This is a genomic window from Sphingobacterium thalpophilum (assembly GCF_038396785.1).
Lineage (GTDB): Bacteria > Bacteroidota > Bacteroidia > Sphingobacteriales > Sphingobacteriaceae > Sphingobacterium > Sphingobacterium thalpophilum_A.
The window spans coordinates 4,876,278-4,896,383 of record NZ_CP151087.1; the positions used below are offsets into that span (position 1 = coordinate 4,876,278).

The 20,106-nt window shown below is 40.8% G+C and carries 16 protein-coding genes; 6 read left to right on the plus strand and 10 right to left on the minus strand.

What is annotated here, in order from left to right:
- Positions 1-187 precede the first annotated feature (187 nt).
- From AACH28_RS21515 to AACH28_RS21550, 8 genes are all read right to left on the minus strand, one after another.
- Positions 188-799, minus strand: coding sequence for a DUF1345 domain-containing protein (locus AACH28_RS21515; RefSeq protein ID WP_341831465.1), 612 nt, complete (start codon positions 797-799; stop codon positions 188-190).
- A 187-nt stretch (positions 800-986) separates the two neighbouring features.
- Positions 987-3,098 carry a heavy metal translocating P-type ATPase gene (locus AACH28_RS21520; RefSeq protein ID WP_341831466.1) on the minus strand — a complete coding sequence of 704 codons (2,112 nt, stop codon included), beginning with the start codon at positions 3,096-3,098 and terminating at the stop codon, positions 987-989.
- Between the two features lie 33 nt (positions 3,099-3,131).
- A complete protein-coding gene (locus AACH28_RS21525; RefSeq protein WP_341831467.1) occupies positions 3,132-5,090 on the minus strand; it encodes a sulfatase-like hydrolase/transferase in 1,959 nt (652 codons plus the stop codon).
- An 89-nt stretch (positions 5,091-5,179) separates the two neighbouring features.
- Positions 5,180-6,463 carry an efflux RND transporter periplasmic adaptor subunit gene (locus tag AACH28_RS21530; RefSeq protein WP_341831468.1) on the minus strand — a complete coding sequence of 428 codons (1,284 nt, stop codon included), beginning with the start codon at positions 6,461-6,463 and terminating at the stop codon, positions 5,180-5,182.
- An 11-nt stretch (positions 6,464-6,474) separates the two neighbouring features.
- Positions 6,475-10,848, minus strand: coding sequence for a CusA/CzcA family heavy metal efflux RND transporter (locus tag AACH28_RS21535; RefSeq protein ID WP_341831469.1), 4,374 nt, complete (start codon positions 10,846-10,848; stop codon positions 6,475-6,477).
- Between the two features lie 89 nt (positions 10,849-10,937).
- Positions 10,938-11,309, minus strand: coding sequence for a DUF6660 family protein (locus AACH28_RS21540; protein ID WP_341831470.1), 372 nt, complete (start codon positions 11,307-11,309; stop codon positions 10,938-10,940).
- 125 nt (positions 11,310-11,434) lie between these two features.
- Complete coding sequence (locus AACH28_RS21545) at positions 11,435-11,932, minus strand: iron dependent repressor, metal binding and dimerization domain protein (protein WP_341831471.1); 498 nt, start codon at positions 11,930-11,932, stop codon at positions 11,435-11,437.
- Between the two features lie 66 nt (positions 11,933-11,998).
- Complete coding sequence (locus AACH28_RS21550; protein ID WP_341833120.1) at positions 11,999-13,624, minus strand: ISL3 family transposase; 1,626 nt, start codon at positions 13,622-13,624, stop codon at positions 11,999-12,001.
- Between the two features lie 29 nt (positions 13,625-13,653).
- On the opposite strand from AACH28_RS21550, the gene AACH28_RS21555 reads away from it, so the two are divergent.
- The 4 genes from AACH28_RS21555 to AACH28_RS21570 all read left to right on the plus strand — a co-directional run bounded on the left by AACH28_RS21555 (position 13,654) and on the right by AACH28_RS21570 (position 15,787).
- Positions 13,654-14,091 carry a protein-disulfide reductase DsbD domain-containing protein gene (locus AACH28_RS21555; protein WP_341831472.1) on the plus strand — a complete coding sequence of 146 codons (438 nt, stop codon included), beginning with the start codon at positions 13,654-13,656 and terminating at the stop codon, positions 14,089-14,091.
- The gene (locus AACH28_RS21560; RefSeq protein WP_341831473.1) at positions 14,092-14,832 is read left to right on the plus strand and encodes a metallophosphoesterase family protein; all 741 of its coding nucleotides are present in this window, start codon (positions 14,092-14,094) and stop codon (positions 14,830-14,832) included.
- Positions 14,833-14,843: 11 nt separating this feature from the next.
- Positions 14,844-15,224, plus strand: coding sequence for a glycine cleavage system protein GcvH (gene gcvH / locus AACH28_RS21565; protein ID WP_341831474.1), 381 nt, complete (start codon positions 14,844-14,846; stop codon positions 15,222-15,224).
- A gap of 164 nt (positions 15,225-15,388) precedes the next feature.
- Positions 15,389-15,787, plus strand: coding sequence for an ArsR family transcriptional regulator (locus AACH28_RS21570; RefSeq protein WP_341831475.1), 399 nt, complete (start codon positions 15,389-15,391; stop codon positions 15,785-15,787).
- Positions 15,788-16,084: 297 nt separating this feature from the next.
- On the opposite strand, the gene AACH28_RS21575 is transcribed toward AACH28_RS21570, so the two are convergent.
- Positions 16,085-17,107: an IS5 family transposase gene (locus AACH28_RS21575; protein ID WP_112374319.1), complete on the minus strand. Its 1,023-nt coding sequence runs from the start codon at positions 17,105-17,107 to the stop codon at positions 16,085-16,087.
- 163 nt (positions 17,108-17,270) lie between these two features.
- Positions 17,271-18,572 (minus strand): site-specific integrase, encoded by a 1,302-nt coding sequence (locus AACH28_RS21580; RefSeq protein ID WP_341831476.1) that lies wholly within the window; start codon positions 18,570-18,572, stop codon positions 17,271-17,273.
- 153 nt (positions 18,573-18,725) lie between these two features.
- Between AACH28_RS21580 and AACH28_RS21585 the strand changes: the two genes are divergently transcribed.
- Entirely contained in the window at positions 18,726-19,079 is a 354-nt protein-coding gene (locus AACH28_RS21585) for a transposase (protein ID WP_286767917.1), read from the plus strand.
- Entirely contained in the window at positions 19,072-20,055 is a 984-nt protein-coding gene (locus AACH28_RS21590; RefSeq protein WP_286767918.1) for a transposase, read from the plus strand. The genes AACH28_RS21585 and AACH28_RS21590 overlap by 8 nt, the downstream gene beginning before the upstream one ends.
- The last annotated feature ends 51 nt before the right edge of the window (positions 20,056-20,106 follow it).

Sequence of the window (20,106 nt, forward strand, 5' to 3'; positions counted from 1 at the left end):
GATCCTAGCAATTATGGCGAAAATGAGGAGTAAACAGGCGATGACTATTAGGAATATTTTGAGTATTTTTTTCCATAGGGGCTTTGGCGGCAATATTTCCTTGTTCGACGTCGAAAACACCTTTGGACTATATTTTTTGTTCCGCTTGGCCCTTATATTTCGCTTTTTCATGAATTTTTCAATGTTGTTATTTGGATATTAGCCCCGAGGTCACGTTAATAGCAAAAGCCAGAATGAACGTATTAAATGCAAAGGACAACAAACCATGCATCCAAGCCAAGCGCCTGATCTTCCTTGAGGTGATCTGAACATCCGATACCTGAAAGGTCGTTCCTATCACAAAAACAAAATATGCAAAGTCAAGATAGTCGGGCTCGTCTTCATTTGGGAATTCTAGCCCTTCAGGTTTTACATGTTTCCTTCCTTCAGGATGCTCCATATCGCAATAATACAGGTGTGTGTAGCGTAAGGTAAAAACAGTATGCAAGAGCCACCATGAACCAGCAACACAGGCCAGCGGGATCAAAACCTTTCCTGCAAACTCTTCTTCAGATTTAGAGGAAGGATTTCTTAGCAACAATAGAATCGCAAAAAGGCTGGCGAATGCAACCGCTATAACAAAGAAAAAAATAACTGTCCTACTAGAATCCTGTGCATGCGCTTCCTGTTTTACTTCTCTAGGGTGAGAACTTAAAATGGTTGTCCAGCTCAGCACCAAGGTATTTAAAACGAACACCAGCCAGACCAGCATATAATGAATTGGATCAGTAAATTTTCCTTTTGTTGCAATAAAAAACACCACAGCAATTCCTATCGATACATTAATTTACGATGTGCATCGACTTGATTGATATAATCAGCTATTTTTCTCAGACGGCCTGCTTTTCCCATAATAAACCTTCTTTTCTTAATGATGATACAAACAATCCCCATTGGCCATCGTTACACGAACCGAAACGATGGCCAGTCATTAGGACTCGGGAATGTCATCGTCCATTAAACATTTTTCTTTTTTTTTGCCTAGCAGCTTGTTTTTGGTTATTTTTATAAGCAAGCAAACGCAGTGCATTGCCTACGACCACCAACGTAGAGCCTTCGTGAGCCATAACTGCCGGGCCAATAGACGTAATTCCTAAAATAGTCAACGGTATTAACGCAGCAACCACACCGAGGCTTATCCATAGATTTTGCTTGATAATTCCTTTTGCTTTACGGCTCAAACCTATAGCGAATGGCAGACTTTCCAATTTATCACCCATCAGTGCAATATCAGCGGTTTCTAGGGCAACATCTGACCCAGCAGCTCCCATAGCAATACCTACCGTACTTTTTGCCATAGCCGGGGCATCATTGACACCATCACCGACCATAGCGACCATTTTTTCTGATTTATCCAGCTTTTGCACAGCGTTGACCTTATCTTCTGGCATCAAATTTCCCATAGCTTTTGTTATACCAATCTGTTTAGCAACTGCCTCACCCACCTCTTGGTTATCACCAGTTAGCATAATCATTTTTTTAATACCCAGACTAGCCAGTTCCTCCAACACTTTTTTAGCCTCTGCACGTGGCACATCCATCAAAGACAAAACTCCGATGAAATCCTTATCCTGTTTCACAAGCATAGTGGTATGTCCTCCCTTTTCCAGATCTTCAACCTGTTTGATAATTTCAGCCGGCACCTCATCTTTCTCAAACAATGCCTTATTGCCGATCATAATTTTTTTACCTTCAACTTCTGCTTCTACGCCTCGGCCTGTAATGCCCTTAACCTTGGTTGCACTTGGGAGTGATTGCTTTTTGAGCATCTCCATGCCACCTTTTACAATAGCTTCCGCCAAAGGGTGATCGCTCAACTTTTCTACCGCAATGGCAATCCTTAACAAAGCTTCCTCAGTTGTTCCCTGCAAGGGAATCACATTAGTCAGTTTCGGTTTTCCCTCTGTTAAAGTGCCAGTCTTATCAAAAGCAATTGCATTTAATGATCCTAAATCCTCTAATGGCCTACCGCCCTTTATTAAAACCCCTCCACGTGCGGCACGTGCCACACCGCTCAATACCGCACTTGGCGTAGAAATGGCCAATGCACAAGGACTTGCAGCTACTAAAACTGCCATTGCCCTATAAAAACTTTTGCTGAAAGGTTCATCGATAATCAGAAAGGCAAAACAAAGTGCCGTTACCAATATCAGAACAACCGGGACAAAATATTTTTCGAATTTATCAGTGAACAATTGGGTAGGGGATTTCTGCTTCTCTGCCTCGTTTACCATCTTAACCAGCCGGGAGATCGTAGAATCTTTGGCCTCTTTGATTACTTTAACTTCCAGTACGGCCGCTCCGTTGATCGTCCCTGCAAAAACCCTATATTGTGGTTTAATGCTTTTCTCTTTACTGTAGTCCTTATCTAGATCAGGAACGGGCGATTTATCAACCGGAACGCTTTCTCCAGTTATCGGGGCCTGATTTACACTTCCCTCACCTTTTACGACCACCCCATCTGCTGGAATTTTGCTATTGGGTTTAATTATAATGATATCTCCCAATACTAGATCTTCTATCCGAATTTCCTGTTGATTACCATCCTTAAGTACTAACGCAGTCGGAGGTGCGAGGCTGGTCAATGCCTCAATGGATTTGCGTGCCTTACTCATTGCATAATGTTCCAGGGCATGTCCCAAACTGAAAAGAAATAATAACAAGGCCCCTTCCATCCACGATCCTAAGATAGCTGCACCAATAGCCGCGACCAACATTAGAAAATCAATTTCAAAACCGCCTTTGATTACAGTCTGGACTGCCTCTTTGGCAGTATAAAATCCACCAAAAAAATAAGCGGTGATATATAGAGACAAACTGACCCATTCTGGCACTGCAGCTATTTTAGAAAGCCCGAACCCACTTCCAAGAGCGGCTCCGCAAATCAAAGAAAATATGAGTTCCGTATTTTTGCCGAAAATCCCCACATGTTCGTGTGCGTCTTCTTCTTTATGGTCAGTATGCTGATCTTTAGTTACTGTTTTTTCAGGCACGTGTTTGTCACGTTGTGCCGCTGACCCTGTATTTCTAGATTTCTGATCTTTGTTATTTGTTTTCATGATTTCTACAGATTTGATGATACGTATATGGAATTATTCCTTTAATCCTCCCTTATTGTATAAATAGTAGGCGGTTTGGTAATATGATATGGCCTCATCAATAAGAGGTTTAGAAACCTTGAGCTCTTTTTGTTCGTTATTTGACCGATCATAAAAAACAGATTCAACCTTCTTTTTTGGACTCAAAATGACCAGGCTATCATTTTTCATATAGCCTAATTTTTGGTATGTGGCCACCCAAGCCCGCTGTACATAATTGCTATCCAATATATTCTTTCCATAAATATTGCTTTGGTAAGACCAGTTCAAAAGAGAAAACAAAGTTGGATATAAATCAATCTGGGAACACACCTGATTCAGTTTAGATGGAACAGTGCGGGGTAGATTGTACACCATCGCCGGAATGTGATATTTGGCTACATCGATTTCATTTTTACCCGCGCTACTAGCACAATGGTCTGCAACAAATATAAACACCGTGTTATTGAACCAGGGCTTCGTTTTTGCAAGCTTAAGAAATTCCCCAATGGCAAAATCTGTATACTTCACTGCACCTTCGCGGCTTGACCCAGAAGGGATGTCAATTTTTCCTTCCGGATAGGTAAAGGGGCGATGATTAGAAGTAGTCATAACAAAATCGTAAAATGGTTGATTTTTTGAAAACTTGCCATCAGCATCTTTGATCACTGTGTTGTATAAGTCCTGATCGCAAATCCCCCATGCATTTTCAAAATTCACATCCTTATCTTGGATAGTTCTCCGACTGGCGGCGTAGTTATCGCCGACTGTTAACTCTCTTCCCCGATCTACGATTTCAAATCCATTGCTTCCAAAGTATTGGTTCATATTGTCAAAATAACCATCTCCACCGTAGAAGAAAGTGGTTTTATATCCTTTGCTCCTGAAAATGCTTCCGATAGTGCTCAGCTGCTTATTATTCTTTCTTCGTACGATACTGTTACCAGGGGTTGGAGGTACAGCGAGTGAAAGTGCTTCCATTCCCCTTACTGTCCTGGTTCCCGTCGCATACATATTGGTAAAAAGAATACTTCGACTAGAAAGATAATCCAGCACAGGAGTCAATTGCTTATCATTGCCAAAATGGCCCATAAAATCAGCGCTAAAGCTTTCCAATACTACCATGATTACATTCGGTAAAAGCTGTTCACCGCCCGATGACTTGATATTTCTTCTAATGGATTTAGGTGAGGCCGTAAATTCAGCTCCCGGTTCCTGGATCAGTTTCCTTGCGATGTGAAAAGCATCAGTATCATTAAGCTGTGCATAAAACTGCGAATAATTGAGTTCGTTATTTTTAAATGCAGAAAAGAAGGAATAGATACCCGCTTTTGACAGTTCATTCTGGTATCTGTTTCTTCCACGTTCAGCCCAGCTGTTATCAATGAACAAAACATAAATAGTCACTAATAATCCCAGAACGACTGTATGGATTAATCGGTAATTGAACCTGGAATTGGAATTAAAGCTGTCCTGAAATTTTTTGTTGATGATGAATAGCCAGAGTACAAACAAACTTATGATAGCTACTGCGCTGATCAGATAGGGTAAGGGATAGGATTCATTAACATTGTTGACAACTTCGTAAGTATAGACCAGATAATCAACCGCAATAAAGTTAAACCGGCTCTCAAACTCTCTCCAAAACGTAAATTCTGCAAAAAAAGAGAAGCTAGCAAAAAGAATCATCATAAACACAATTACGAAACTGAACACTTTATTAAATCCAGATCTGTTAAACTTCTGTGGAAGTACTAATAGGTACATGGAGTAGAGAATGGAAAAATACAGCACAACTCCAAAGTCGAACACTAAGCCCTTAAACAATATGATTGTTGAATCTGCTAATGTCAGCTGTGTTTCTTCAAAAGAAATATAAATAAAAGTAATGCGTACTAAAGCTGATGCGACAATAAAGAACAACGCAAATGCATATAATACTGCATACCTCGTTTTAAAAGGATTAACATTCATAAGCCATTTATTGATTTCCTAGATATAGAGATTATGTTCGCAAATGTGGAACATAATCTCTAGCTTGTTATTTAACTGTGCGCGTACCACTAATGGCCCTCATGTTCCTCGCTGTTTTTCAATTTTGACAGCAGGTCGTAAGCTCCAGTCAGCACCACTTTACCTTTAAAATCCATTCCTTTAGGCAACTCAACCTGGATGTATCCACCATCGCTGTTTCCAACACTTACTTCTAATATCTCAAAATGGTAGGCTTCGCCCTCTGCTTCCTTTTCACGCTCAGATTCCTTTTCGTCATGTTTATGCCCGTCTTCCTTTTTTTCTTCTGCATGTCCTTTTTCTTTACCGGCAACTTTAGCTATAAAAATGTATTTTTTATTTTGGAAATCAACGACTGCGCTCGACGGCAGAGCTAAAGCCTGACTGGTTCCGGTTTCGATGAAGGCTTTCAGATAGGTGCCTGGAATAAAACTCTTACTTCCTTTAGCTACAGCGTGTACCGTAACCGTTTTGTCAGTCCCAATTTCTTTTCCGACCAGCTGAACTACCGCATTTTGCATGGTTGAATCTGCATCGTTGGCCAGTGTAAACCTTACACCTTGTCCTGGCTTTACCTTTTGCGCATCCTTTTCAAACACCTTAAGTTCTACGTGCAGGTTGGAATTATCGACGATTTCGAACATCACATCATTAGGGTTCACAAACTTTCCAGTATTTACATTTACTTTGGTCACATAACCGCTTATTGGTGCCAGAATATTGATTTCACTTCTGATGCTGGTTGCTGACAAGTTCCCAGGATTGATGTTAATCAGTCGTAAACGCTGCTTTAATGCATTTTCTCTAGCCAGAAGAACCTGATATTGAGATTTTGACTGCTGTAGTGTCTTTTGTGAATTGACATTCTGACTAGCCAATGTCTGTTGGCGCTTATATTCCATCTCAGCCAGTTCAAGTTGACTTCTGCTTTCCAGATAGTCTTGCTGAAGCTGAACGTATTCCTGATTTTGCAGTACCGCGATGATCTGACCTTTTTTAACGTTGCTACCTGGCAAAAGTGGCGTTGACCGGATTATACCTCCCATTTGAGTAGTCACACTCACCAGATTTTGTGGCGGAACATCAATAAAACCATTGACTTTTAGAAGCCCACTCAGGGATTTCATCTCGGGGGAACCTAAAGTCACTCCTATAGACTTATATTGGGAAGCAGTAATTTCTACGGAATTTTCGTTTTCTTCGTGTCCTTCTTCGGTAGCGGCTGCTTCTGTTTCAGCTGTTTTTTCTTTTTTATTTCCACCACAGGAAATTATAAAAATCGCGAATAGCAGTATTGAGGTAATACGAATGATATTTTGAACTGTTGTTTTCATTTTATTAGTGATTAAAGCCCCATAAGGTATTGAAGCGTGTAAACTGATTGATTATACTGATTGATTGCCTGTAAGTAATTGAAACGGATTTCTGAATAGGTACGTAAAGCCTGCAAATATTCAACATATCCAATTTCACCATTTTGAAAAGCGATTTGCGATTGCTTTAAGATGAGGTTTACGTTAGGCAATGCACTTTTTTTATAATAATCAATGCTTCTTGAATTTTTCTGCAAATCCTGGTAAGCTTGTTTATACTGGCCTTGCAGATTGGTCTCAAATAGATTAAATTGGGTTTCAGCAACCTCCTTTTCTATTCTAGCCGCTTTAACCCGAGAGGAAAACGGTTTAAAAAATATCGGCAAAGCTATCCCTGCCTGTATACCCTGAAATCTCTTGCTTCCACTAAAATACTGATCGGCACCGTTAACGTTCTGGGCACCAATGATAGATTGGTTAAAATAGCCGACGGTAAAATCAGGGCCTGAACGAGATTTTTCCAGTGCAAGCGCTTTGTCTGCAATAATAATCTGCTGCCTTTGCAATGCGAGCAAGGGGTTAGCCGATATCGCACTGTCAAGGGCAACATTACTATATTCATCCTGTTTGAACTGATCTTTAGTCACTTCGATGGGTTCCTTTGAATTTAGCAACCTTTGAAGTTCTGCGGTAAATGCTAAAATATCTGAACGATTCTTGCTCATTTGATTCAGTACCTCATTGTATTGGGTCTCAGCAGTGGTACTTTCCAATAAATTAGTTTCTCCAGCCTTGTATCGCAAAGTAGCCGCCTTAAGGAAATTGCTATATACCGAATCCTGGCTTTTATACAATTCCTGCAAAGCCACGTAGTAGGCAAGTTGACTATAAGCACTTTTAACCTGATAACTAAGTTCATTTCGGGTTACCGACAAATTCAGTTCTGCTCCTTTGATTCTTGCATCATACAGACCTCGCTGGTTCCTGAACACCCCGGGATTTGGGATACTCTGCGAAACACTGAAATTATTGTCTTTCTTTATGCTATTGAACTGTCCGTATTGTACATCAAAATTGGTTTTACCCAAATCAAAAGAGCTACCTCTTAGAGCTTGTTGCTGATTAATCTGTAAACCCGAGGCTTTCATCGACTCGTTATTATTAATAGCTGTTTGGATCGCCTGCCCCATTGTAAGCGGACGGCCCTGGGTTTGGGCTTTTGCACTGGGTGCAAACAATAATAGCCCGACAATGATAACTGCTACTGTTGCAGTAGAAATAGGTTTTGTTTTACCTTTCCATTTTTCAAAATAAGTATACAGCACAGGTAATACAATTAAGGTAAGAATAGTTGACGTGATCAAGCCACCGATGACCACCGTAGCAAGTGGCTTTTGCACCTCCGCACCGGCGGCAGTAGAAATCGCCATTGGCAAAAATCCAAGAGAAGCCACAGTTGCTGTCATCAATACTGGCCGCAACCGCAGTTCAGTACCTTTTAAAACAATGTCATTCAGAGTATATTTACCCAAATTTTTAAGGCGGTTAAATTCTGTGATCAGTACGATCCCATTTAGTACAGCAACCCCGAAAAGTGCGATAAAACCGACACCTGCGGAAATACTAAATGGCATTCCCCTTAAAAGTAAGGCAAATATTCCTCCAATGGCCGCCATTGGTATAGCTGAAAAAATCAGAAGTGATTGCTTGACCGAACCAAAAGAAAAGTATAGCAATAGCAGAATTAGCAGTAGTGCTACAGGCACGGCTACCGACAATCGCTTAGTAGCCTCTCTCAGGTTCTCAAACTGGCCTCCGTAAGTAATGTAATAGCCGGGAGGCAATTTGATCTGTTTTTCTATTTTTGTTTGGATTTCTTCCACCACGCTAGCGATATCACGTCCACGGACGTTCAAGCCAACGATAATTCTGCGTTTGGTATCCTCGCGTTGTATCTGATTGGGACCTATCTTGAAATCAATCTCAGCCAGCTGATCCAGGGGTACCTGATTGCCGTTTGGCGCAGTAACATACACATTTTTCACATCGTCGATTCCCTGGCGATTTTCCTGTGATAAACGAACTACCATATCATAGCGCTGTTCGCCTTCGTAAACCAAGCCAGCAGACTGACCTGCAAAAGCAGCATTTAGGGCTTGATTAACGGTTCCTACACTCAGGCCATATTGGGCAATCCTGTCCCTTTTGATTCTGACTACAATCTGGGGCAAACCTTCTGCCTGTTCCAAATAGATATCTTTTGCTCCCTCAACAGAAGATACAATACTTCCGATTTTTTTCGAGAAGTCGGTCAATGCTGTAAGATCATCCCCAAAGATCTTAATCCCAATGTCCTGTCTGACACCAGAGATCAGCTCATTGGAGCGCAATTGGATCGGCTGAGAAAAACCAAAGCTTACACCAGGCACTTCCTTCAGTGCATCACCCATCATTTCTGTTAGTTCCTCACGGGTCTTGGCACTTGTCCATTCTTTCTTATCTTTCAAAATGATGGTCAAATCGCAGGCCTCCATTGGCATAGGGTCTGTAGGAATTTCCGCTGCTCCAATTTTGCCGACCACCTCTTTTACCTCAGGAAACTTCTTGACGAGAATCGCCGACACCTGGTTTACCTTATCAATCGTCTGGGAAAGCGAACTACCTGTCAAGAGCCTGGTTTCCACCGCAAAATCTCCCTCTTCCAGGTTGGGAATAAACTCTCCGCCCATACGACTGAATACAAATAAACTGACTGCAAGCAAAACAATGGAAGTGATCGTTACTACTTTTCTCCGTTTCAGTGCCCCCTTAATCATCGGATGGTAATACTTGTGAAAGAAATCCATCATCCTGTCAGAAAAGTTTCTTTTATGCGTAGGATTTTTGCTCAAAAATAAAGCAGAAACCATCGGTACGTACGTCATTGACAACAAAAACGCTCCCAGAATCGCAAAAGAAACTGTTTGAGCCATCGGCCCGAACATTTTACCTTCAATCCCTACCAAAGCCAATATTGGTAAATAAACAATCAGAATAATGATCTCCCCAAAAGAAGCAGCCGATCTGATTTTGACTGCCGATTCATAAACCTCTTCGTCCATCTCTTCTTGGGTCATCCTTCCTGGCTTACGCATACCCAAATGGTGCATGGTGGCCTCTACAATGATAACTGCTCCATCCACAATCAAACCAAAATCAATCGCTCCGAGACTCATAAGGTTTCCGGAAACCCCGAAAAGGTTCATCATCGCAATAGCGAACAACATGGCCAGCGGGATTACTGAAGCCACGACCAATCCGGCCCGCAAGTTTCCAAGAAAAAGCACCAGTACGAAAATAACGATTAAAGCACCTTCAATAAGGTTTTTCGCTACTGTGCTGATGGCCCTGTCGACCAAAGCACTGCGGTCAAGAAAAGGCTCTATGGTCACACCTTCTGGTAAAGTCTTACTGATCCGGTCAATTTTGACTTTTACCTGCTGTACTACGTTGTTGGCATTTGCTCCTTTGAGCATCATGACAATTCCACCCACGGCTTCACCCTGTGCATCTGGGGTAGCCCTAGTTAAGGCACCATAACGGATAGAATTACCAATTTGTACAGTGGCAATGTCCCGGATCAGGACTGGTATACCACTGGGATTACTTTTAACAACGATCTCATTGATATCATCCAGACTACTCACAAAACCTTCACTCCGTATGAAATATGCATTTGGTTTTTTATCGATGTAAGCGCCTCCGGTGTTCTGGTTGTTTTGTTCCAGCGAAGTAAACACATCATTAATACTCAAGCTGAAACTCCGCAGCTTATCTGGGTCCAGAGCAATTTCGTACTGTTTCAAAAGACCGCCAAAACTATTCACCTCAGCAATGCCAGGAGTACCTAAAAGTTGTCTCCGCACAATCCAGTCCTGGATACTCCGCAGTTCCCTAGCAGTGTATTTTTTCTCAAAACCAGTTTTAGCATGGATGACATACTGGTAAATCTCACCAAGCCCAGTAGAAATAGGTGAAATTTCCGGGTTACCTAAACCCTGAGGGATATTGTTTTTGGCTTCAGATAACTTTTCATTGACCTGTTGCCGTGCCCAATAAATGTCCACATCATCATGAAACACGATCGTCACTACAGACAATCCGAACCTTGAAATAGAACGGACTTGTTCAATTTCTGGAATGGTAGACATAGTCTGTTCAACGGGATAAGATATCAAACGTTCGACTTCCTGGCTGGCCAGTGAAGGACTGAGGGTAATAACTTGTACCTGATTATTGGTAATGTCAGGTACAGCATCTATAGGAAGCTGTCTAAGGGAGTAAACACCCCATGCGATTAATGCAAGGGTAAAAAGCCCAATAACAAGCTTGTTTTGTATAGAAAACTGAATGATTTTTTTCAGCATCGTATTAAAATTAGGTGTAAAATAAATTTGAAAAATGCAACATGCATCATTCCCAAGGAATGATAACAAGGCATGACTCTAAAGTTAAATTAACCTAATTGTGGCGGTTGCCAGATTGCTAAAGGAGTAGAAACTACTTTAGCAGGATGGGAATTTGGATAGGCAACTTGTAAAAAAATGACAACAATGGCAGGAAACGTTGTACGGTAAAGAAAGGTAGGAACATTGCAACAAGTGCAGACACAAAACGGAGAACAGGCGTCTCCTTTAGTGTTTTTATGACTTTCAGAAGAAGAATGATTGGACGTTGTAAAATCAGAACGGGTTTTATTGTGCCTTATTGCAGCATCTGCACATGGAGCAAAGCTCAATGCGATTACTATAGTGCAAATAAATAAGCTCCAAAATCTCACTTTCTTATTTTTGATTTTGTCAAAAGTATAAAAAAAAATCAATTCCAACAAATTATTTATAAAATAGAGATTTTTCTTATTGACCGAAGCGCACAATTAAATCTTGTCATCAATTTACATCAGATGTTCCATGTCGTTTAGTGATCCAGACATGAAAAACATAGCCATTATCTTTATTTCGTTTTTTGAATCAATAGCTTTTCGCAAGCAATTTGGCTAAGTACTACATTTCTTCTTCCATCATAACTAACTTCCCTAGTTCCGTCAAAAGCTTCTATTAAATTAATTGTAAGGACAGTTCCCAGTTTTAAATCCTTACTGTTTAAAAACTTCAAGAAATCATCAGACGAGTGAATGACACCAGAAAGTTTAATTGTTTCTCCCACAATGCATTCACTCAACTTTATTTGATAAGGAACCTCAACCTTTCCATGTCTATCGGGTATTGGTGCTCCGTGAGGATCAAATTTTGGACAACCAAGGAGCTCATCCATTTTATCGAAAAAAAGGTTAGAACTTACATGCTCAACCTGTTCAGCAATATCATGAACTTCATCCCAGCCAAACCCCATTTTTTCTACTAAATACATCTCAATAAGGCGGTGTTTTCGAACAATTAAGGCCGCATCCTTTTTACCAGCTTCAGTTAGGGTAACAGGTTTATAGGTCATATGGAGGTTTCGCTTATATTGACCACCTGATTTCGGAATAAAGTGGTTCTTCCCCACTTTTGGTGGTCAAGACGGAGCGTATAATACACGTTTCCTCAATAAGTCAAACCCCGCTCTACCATACATCTGCCTCTTAATCATTTTCAGTCGGTTCACGTTTCCTTCCACGGGACCATTACTCCATGGTAAGGTGAGCGCATTTTCAACAGCGGGGCAATCGGCGAGCAGTCCTTTTGCGAATGATGCTATTTCTTTTAGTCCCGAGGTGCTTGATTTCTCGATCCACTCCCTCAATTTTGTATCGCCCGACTTCTCAGCCATTATTTTACGGAAGGATTGCACTAGGATAAAAGTCTTATTCAGCTCTTTGGAGGATTTGCATAATTCGCGGATGATATTCCGTTGGTCATCCCACAGATTTTGTTGATCTGACAGAAACCATATCGCCGCTGATGATGGTTTAAAAGTTGCTGCACCATGATTCGGTAATTCTTTAGTGAACCCAGCTTTTTTGCCCACTCGGATCCCATAGAATTTCAAGCCTTCTGAGAAAGTTGAATAGGCTCCCTTATATCCTTGGGTTCTGAGCTCCTGCCACAATGTGGTGATCAATATGCTCGGCTCTTCCTCCATACGCTTTTTTATATGCGTAAAGAATTTTTCAAGCGGATTAATCTTGCATTGAGATTTCCGGGGCAAGGTCTCCATGTCCAGATAGTTTTTGACGGTTTGTCTGTGCATGCACAGATGCCGTGCCATGGCACGTATGGAATATCCTTTTTTCTGTAATTCCTTCAGTTGCTCAAACCGCTTTAAGCGGATCCCGCCATGAGCTGAATCCGGAGAGCTTCTGTTTTCAGATAGTGAGCTTTGATTTTCAGCTATTTGTTGATCGTCAACCCGCAACTGCTTATTGGCCAACAAAGCTGTGGCTTTGCTGTAATGCCTAATCAAAACTTTCTGTACCGCCTCACTTAAATTTTTCAACAAGTGCCAACGATCGGTGACCTGGATAGATTGGGGAGCACCCAAAGTAATTGCTTTTTGATAGTTACTGTATCTATCCCGGCTCATTACTTCAATCTCTGGACGTTCCTGTAGCCATTTACGCAATGTCTCCTGTTCACGGTCTGGTAATAGATCTATCACTTTCCCTGTGTGGAGATTGACCAAAATACTACCGTAACTTTTCCTTTTTTTGTAAGCCCAATCGTCTACGCCAATGGCGGTTACACCTTTTGCTGGTGAAAAATCGCTTTTTTCAATCAACCGTAGTATAGTCGTATCGCTAGTGGGTATCGACAATATGGTACAAATCCGCTGAGCAGGCCTTCCTCCGGCAAGAAGCCCAAGTTGTCTGATCTTACTTTCCAGACGCTCAGTCCTCCGTTTATATGGCCTGAAATGACTCTCGAACCTCTCGGTGAATATTTTGAACGGACATTCGTCTTGATGACAATAAAATTTACGAGAGCGAAGAATAATTCTGGAAGTTTTACCAAAGACAGGAAGGTCTGCGATCTTGCGGGTGTAATAGCTGTGGATTCTTTTCGAAGTGATGCAGCAGTTTGGGCAGACAGCACTTCGGGTAGTACTCTGCACATAAACTACCAGTACATCTTGCTGGTTATCTACTGATATAATCCTAAAGTTATCACCATCGTCCGAAAAAACAAGTTTTGATGCATTCATTAAAATATGAACGCTAATTGAAGACAAATATGATGGTATTACCACCAAAAGTGCGGAAGAACCAGTTTATCCGAAATCTACAACCAGTAAAGTGGAGCTATGCGGCAAAAAAAATCAATGCAAGTGAGGCTGTACTTTATTTAAAGGCAACAATAGATGATGGCTGGCATCTCTATTCTCAGCATATTGCAGAGGGTGGGCCTATTAAAACATCAATCAAATTTGCCCCTTCCTCATCATTTACCCTAATTGGAAAAACTATTGAGCCAAAACCAACAACAACTTTTGAAAAAGTTTTCAATATGAAAGTGAGTTTTTTTTCCAAACAAGTCATATTCCAACAGAAAATAAAGTTTAAACCAGGAGCGACTAATGTCAAAGGCAGTATCGAGTATATGGTTTGTGATGATAAGCAATGTCTTCCACCGGAAGAGGTATCTTTTACCATACCTCTTAATAAAAATTAAATGAAAATAGCACTTTTATCAGACATACATGCAAATTTACCGGCGCTAGAGGCCGCATTTGCACATATTGAGAAGCAAAAGCCAGACGCAGTTTATTGTCTTGGTGATTTGATAGGATACAACACTTGGCCCAATGAAGTTATAAGAGAAATCAGGGCCCGTAAAATAGCCACATTAGCTGGCAACCATGATCTAAAAGTTTTAAATCTTAAAGCAGTCAATGTAAATGAACTTCAAGAATCTGGGAAAAATTATGCCTACCATATTGTAGGAAAACAGGAACGCAATTATTTACTTACACTTCCCGCACATATACGTCTGGAATTTAAGTTGAATGATGATACCCTTAACATTTTGCTGGTGCATGGTAGTCCCCGCAGTGTAGATGAATATGTTTTAGAAGATACTGAAGAAACCTATGTACTGCAATTAATGGAAGAAGCTCAGGCAGATATACTTTGCGTTGGACACTCCCACAAGCCATATCACAGGATTATTCAAGCTGCATCTGGCAGTCCAAAGCATATCATAAATACAGGTTCAATCGGTAAACCTAAAGACAACAATCCTTTTGGTGGTTATGTTATGCTCGAATTGTCGGAAGCCAAATCCGGTATTTCAAATGAAAACATAAAAGTTGATTTTTTGCGATTTGAATATGACGTAGAAAAAGCAGCACAAGCAATTGAACAAAGTCCTTTACCAAACGAGTTTGCAGACAGATTAAGAAAAGCATACTAAAATATAGCATTATGAAAAACCCAGAAAACAATCTTTATTCAAAAGAACACACGTGGCTTAAAATAGAAGGTGAAACTGCTTTAGTTGGGATCACTTTTTTTGCTCAGTCAGAACTAGGAGAAATTGTATATGTCGATCTTCCTAAACCGGGCACATCTTTTAAACAAGATGAAGAATTTGGCTCAGTGGAGGCTTTAAAAACTACAAGCGATCTATTTATGCCAATCTCGGGAGAAATCATTGAAATCAACGAAGAGCTCAATAAAAATCCCGAATGGATCAATACAGATCCGTTTGGACAAGGATGGATGGTTAAAATAAAAATTTCGCAACCTTCCGAGGCTGAAAATTTATTGTCAGCAGATTCCTACAGAGAAATGGTGGGAATGTAATTAAGAAATCAAAAAATCTGAATATCGATTAGCAGGTAATAAAGTACAATTCAATGTGACGATAAAAGAGAATAAAGATGGCCAATGACCTTGTAGATTTTTGCAAAAGAAAGTTGCCAGCTACTTGATGTCCGGTACAAAAAACGTAACCAAATCTAAATACTATGCCAGCGAAAAAAAGTGACTATGAGCCTTTGGAAAAGCAACTATCTGAATTTATGAGAGCAATGGCCCATCCAGCCAGGATGGCCATCATGATGCGGCTTGCTAAAGAAGAAAATTGTATCAGTGAGACATCGATTGACGATTTGCCAATCGTAGAATCGTCGGTTGTAAAACATCTGAAGGCCTTAGAAAACGCTGGCCTGATAAAAGGCAGTACTTCTATCGTGAGGTCGAGCTACTGCATAAATTGGGATGCTTTTTGGTCATTTTCTGATCTTTTTAAAATGATTTTTAATGACTTTGCAGAGAAGGTGGCAAAACAAGATTGTAGAAGCAAAGTGACAGGAAAAATTCTGCAAATAGGTTGGGCAAGTTCATTGATTTTGTTAGCACAATAAATTTTCGTGTATAAATATCGTTTAACCATTCTTGTACTTTCTCAATTCTTTTGTACTTCTCTTTGGTTTGCAGGAAATTCAGTTATTGAAAACACTCAAAATGCGAATGATTCGGTATTATTGGGTCACCTTTCAACCGCGGTACAGGCTGGATTTATTATTGAAGACCGTTGCAAAATAATGTTGATATTTTCTGATCGGTTATTTTTGCTTTTTTTTGCAGTTTTTTCCGATTTGGATTCGGAAATCTAGTTGCGTTTTCTTGAAAAATCCTCTTTTTGAGGCCTTTTCAACTGCTTAATTTGTGTTTTTTATTGCATTGGACACAAGTATCCCAGGTGATCTGTAAAGATTGTACGCCATGGCTTCCATTAGATTTTGTGTATGCATTTTGGCGATCCCCTTATACCTTGCACAGCTTGAGTTGAACCATCGCCGGATGCTCCCGAAGGTCCGTTCAACTTTGAACCTGATCTTGCCGATCAGTTTGTTTCTTAACTTCTCTCTTTCGGTTAACGCTGTTCCTTTCTTTGCCTTATGCAAGATCCTGCTTTTTAGCTTTCCTGATTTGATCAATTCCTCATTTTTAGAGGAACGATATCCCTTGTCAGCATAGATATGGATGCCCTTTGGAAGGTCAGCCGAAGATATTACCTGTTGAAGATTGGCAATTTCATTTACATTTGCTGGAGTGGTTACCACGCCCAGAACCAGGCCTTCTGTATCGGTGACATAATGCTTTTTATAGCCATAACGTGTTTTCCCAGCCTTCTTTATCCAACGAGCTTCATGGTCAACACCCGGGCTCTCTTGTTGGATCAATAACTGTTCACTATTCTCTTTATCCAGCTCAGAATCTTCGCGAGGATGTTCACTACGGTCACTTTCGATCTCGTAAATAACTTTGCCTTTTGGTTTTAGCGGAGAATCAACAATACTGGCATCAACGATAGCTCCACGTTTTACCAATATTTTATGTTTATTCAACTGCTTGTTCAGCTCCTTGAATAGATTCTCATAAACACCCTTTTCTGTCAGCGAGCTGCGAAAACGGCTAATAACACTGTGATCGGGAACCGAATCGTCCAAACTGATGCCAACAAAGCGACTAAAGGAGATACTGTCGTTTATACGGTCTTCTACTTCGTAGTCACTCAGACCATACCAGGTCTGTAGAAGTGTCATTTTGAAGAGGACAAGACCAGAATAACTAGGGCGTCCCATTTTGCTTTCCCCTTTGTGGTAATGCTTGTTGATAATATTTGAAATCGGACGCCAATTTACCAATGTATTGATCTGATCGAAGAATTCCTGCTTGATTTTCCGTCTTTGAACCATGTAATCAACAAAGCTAACTTTTTCTGTCTTTTCCATACCTTAAATATAACGAAAATCAACAAGAAACAAATTAAAAACTTGAATATCAATAAAATAAAAACCAAACACTTTTGCAACGGTCTTTAATGGCTTTGTAAGAACCATTTTATGCAACCTCTTTTAAGGATGTCAATCTTTCTTTCTGTTTTGTAACTTTTACATCTGATTTTCTCAAAAGAGTAACGACTTTAAGTTGTACCTCATCAACAATGCGCCAATCTTTCTCAATGTAGATGTCCGTTGTAGTATGTTCACTATCTACATGGTTTAGGGCCTGCGCTACATCATCTTTAATCATTCTACAGGAATTGCGGGCGATAGTAGCAAACGTGTGCCTCGCCCAGTAAAGTGTCAGTCCATCAATTTCTGTGATCTTTCGCAACTCTTTCATTCCCTTTTCTAGGGCTTTGTTCAGTCCATCAGAATTTGCATAACGGGCAGAAAGTGTTTCTATATATTTTTGAAGTAATGGTTTGGCCTCATCAACAATTTTGATGCTTATAAAAGCATTGTCTTTTCTTTGACCTTGGGTTTTCGACCGATTATAGTCTATCCTACCATTTCTGATATTCCCTTTTGTCAAATGATAAAAATCTACCGCATTCATACCACATAAGTAGAATGAAAGCATATAGAGCTCCTTTGCCATTTCTGCCCGGCTTCCGGGTCTTGGTGTACAATCGCGGATGATCCTTATTTGCTCTAAGTTATTGTTCCTCTTTTTAGTAAGTGGGGCGGAGCCAATTTTGTACTTTCTAAATGGATAATGTTTAATTCTGTAAATGCCCAGGTCTTCATTGTTGTACATATTGCGGGCGGCGTTGAACAGGGTACGCATGTCTCGCATGTGGTTATGAAGTCCACTATCAGATACTCCTTTACTTATCGTTTGTTTGGTGAGACCTTTCTGTCCACTGGAGCGTACCATCACGCGTTCACTTCTTAAAAAGCGTTCGTAGGAGAGCAACATATTCGAGTTGATTTCTGTTATTGACACAGCTTCACGTTTAAAATAGTCGATCAGGCTGTTACGGACTACACGATGGTTGTGAGCCGTACCCTTTTTACCATCTTTTTCACTCTGAGCGATATGCACCGCGCAGAACTTGATAAAATCCACATCGGCATCTTTTTCACGGAGATAGTTCGTAAGGGATTCGGCACTAAAGAAGTTAAGCTTCTCGCCGAGTTCGCTGATAACTTTGCGGTATCCTTTCAGCTGTTCATCGATCAGGTTATTGACAAAATTATCCTTGATCTTCATTTTGGCAGTCAATTGCTTCTTGACTACATAGTGTACAGTGTCAATGTACTTTCTTTGGTTGTTGTGATGGACACAGATTTTTACATTGTAGGTGCCATCTGCTTTCTTGTGGTGTTCAAACACCTTGGCGCTAACGGTTGCCATAATTCATTTGGATTAGCACGCAAAATTTCTGTAACGTATTTGTAACGGTTTTGCGTGGAGTTCAACAAAAAATTATGTAAAACCGGATCAAGCTGAATTCTTGGGGGGAATGTCAAAAATTTCTTAGTTTAGCATCCTTAATACAGATATCCCTTGCAAGAAGCCGAACGTAAATTACTGTCCCTATTGATGCCCGAAGGGCTATTGGAATACTTTCAGATTTTAGAAGTCGATCAGGTTGACAATCAGCTCCACATTTATTTAGATGAGCTTAATATTGCTCCGACAGGCTATCAGAACAGCAAGTTGGAGTCAAAGGGCTTCATGCCTTCCACTGAGATTTCAGACTTTCCCATTCGAGGCCAGAAAGTTACGCTACATATCCGCCGTCGTCGCTGGACGGTCCTGGATACCGGAGAGATCATCACAAGAGATTGGAATCTGGTGCGTGAGGGTGCTCGAATGACTACGGAATTCGGGCTTTTTTTAAAGAAGATATTTGGATAATCATCCTGTAAGCGCCCAATTGGTAGGTCTGTTCTTCCAAATGGACGGTAAGCAACTACAGGATCAATACAAGAACCATCTCAGTGACTTCCAGGACTGGGACCAAAAGCCACACGCAGAGCAATGGACCCTTTTTCCTGATAACATATCGGAACACCTGAGCATCGATGAGACCAGCTTTAGCAACGGTGAACTTTACACGATCGTAAGCAGTAAATCAGCAAAGGGCAGGAAGGGAACCATATTGGCTACCATAAGAGGGACAAAGGCGGAAGATATTATTGCTGTATTAGAGCGCATTCCACTTAAACTAAGGAACAAAGTTAGGGAAGTAACGATGGATATGGCCCCCAATATGGCAAAGGCTATCCGTAGGTGTTTCAGAAATGCCAGAAGGGTTATCGATCGGTTTCATGTACAAAAACTTGCTTATGATGCTGTTCAGGAACTCCGTATCAAATACCGATGGGAAGTCTTAGATGCAGAAAGCAAAAAAATAATGGAATCGCGAAAACGGGGTATCCCATATGACCCCGAGTTGTTGCCTAATGGTGATACGCTCAAACAGCTATTAGCTAGGTCGAGACACCTCCTGTTCAAGCATCCAAGTCGATGGTCGGAAAGCCAAAAACGCCGTGCAGAACTGCTGTTCATCAGGTTTCCCAAGCTAAAACAGGCTTATGATCTTGGAGTTGCCTTAGGTGACATCTTCAATAAATGCAGGGATAAAAAAGTTGCTTTCACAAAGTTAGGACTGTGGCACAACCAGGTTGAGAACGCGGGTATTGCTTCATTCGAGAGTGTCGCAAGATCCATTGCAGCACATCATCAATACATTCTCCACTACTTCGACAATAGAAGCACCAATGCATCCGCAGAGTCCTTCAATGCAAAACTCAAAGCTTTCAGGAGCGTCTTCCGTGGAGTAAGGGATACAACATTCTTCCTGTACAGAGTGATGAAATTGTATGCTTAAAAATGATTACCCCCCAAACTTTCGGTATGATCCGTAAAACCTGCTTTTAGG

Coding starts and splice junctions, on each gene's coding strand:
- AACH28_RS21520 (WP_341831466.1), bottom strand. CDS start 3,098: ATGAAAACAAATAACAAAGATCAGAAATCTAGAAATACAGGGTCAGCG.
- AACH28_RS21525 (WP_341831467.1), bottom strand. CDS start 5,090: ATGAATGTTAATCCTTTTAAAACGAGGTATGCAGTATTATATGCATTT.
- AACH28_RS21530 (WP_341831468.1), bottom strand. CDS start 6,463: ATGAAAACAACAGTTCAAAATATCATTCGTATTACCTCAATACTGCTA.
- AACH28_RS21535 (WP_341831469.1), bottom strand. CDS start 10,848: ATGCTGAAAAAAATCATTCAGTTTTCTATACAAAACAAGCTTGTTATT.
- AACH28_RS21545 (WP_341831471.1), bottom strand. CDS start 11,932: ATGACCTATAAACCTGTTACCCTAACTGAAGCTGGTAAAAAGGATGCG.
- AACH28_RS21550 (WP_341833120.1), bottom strand. CDS start 13,624: ATGAATGCATCAAAACTTGTTTTTTCGGACGATGGTGATAACTTTAGG.
- AACH28_RS21555 (WP_341831472.1), top strand. CDS start 13,654: ATGATGGTATTACCACCAAAAGTGCGGAAGAACCAGTTTATCCGAAAT.
- AACH28_RS21560 (WP_341831473.1), top strand. CDS start 14,092: ATGAAAATAGCACTTTTATCAGACATACATGCAAATTTACCGGCGCTA.
- gcvH (WP_341831474.1), top strand. CDS start 14,844: ATGAAAAACCCAGAAAACAATCTTTATTCAAAAGAACACACGTGGCTT.
- AACH28_RS21570 (WP_341831475.1), top strand. CDS start 15,389: ATGCCAGCGAAAAAAAGTGACTATGAGCCTTTGGAAAAGCAACTATCT.
- AACH28_RS21580 (WP_341831476.1), bottom strand. CDS start 18,572: ATGGCAACCGTTAGCGCCAAGGTGTTTGAACACCACAAGAAAGCAGAT.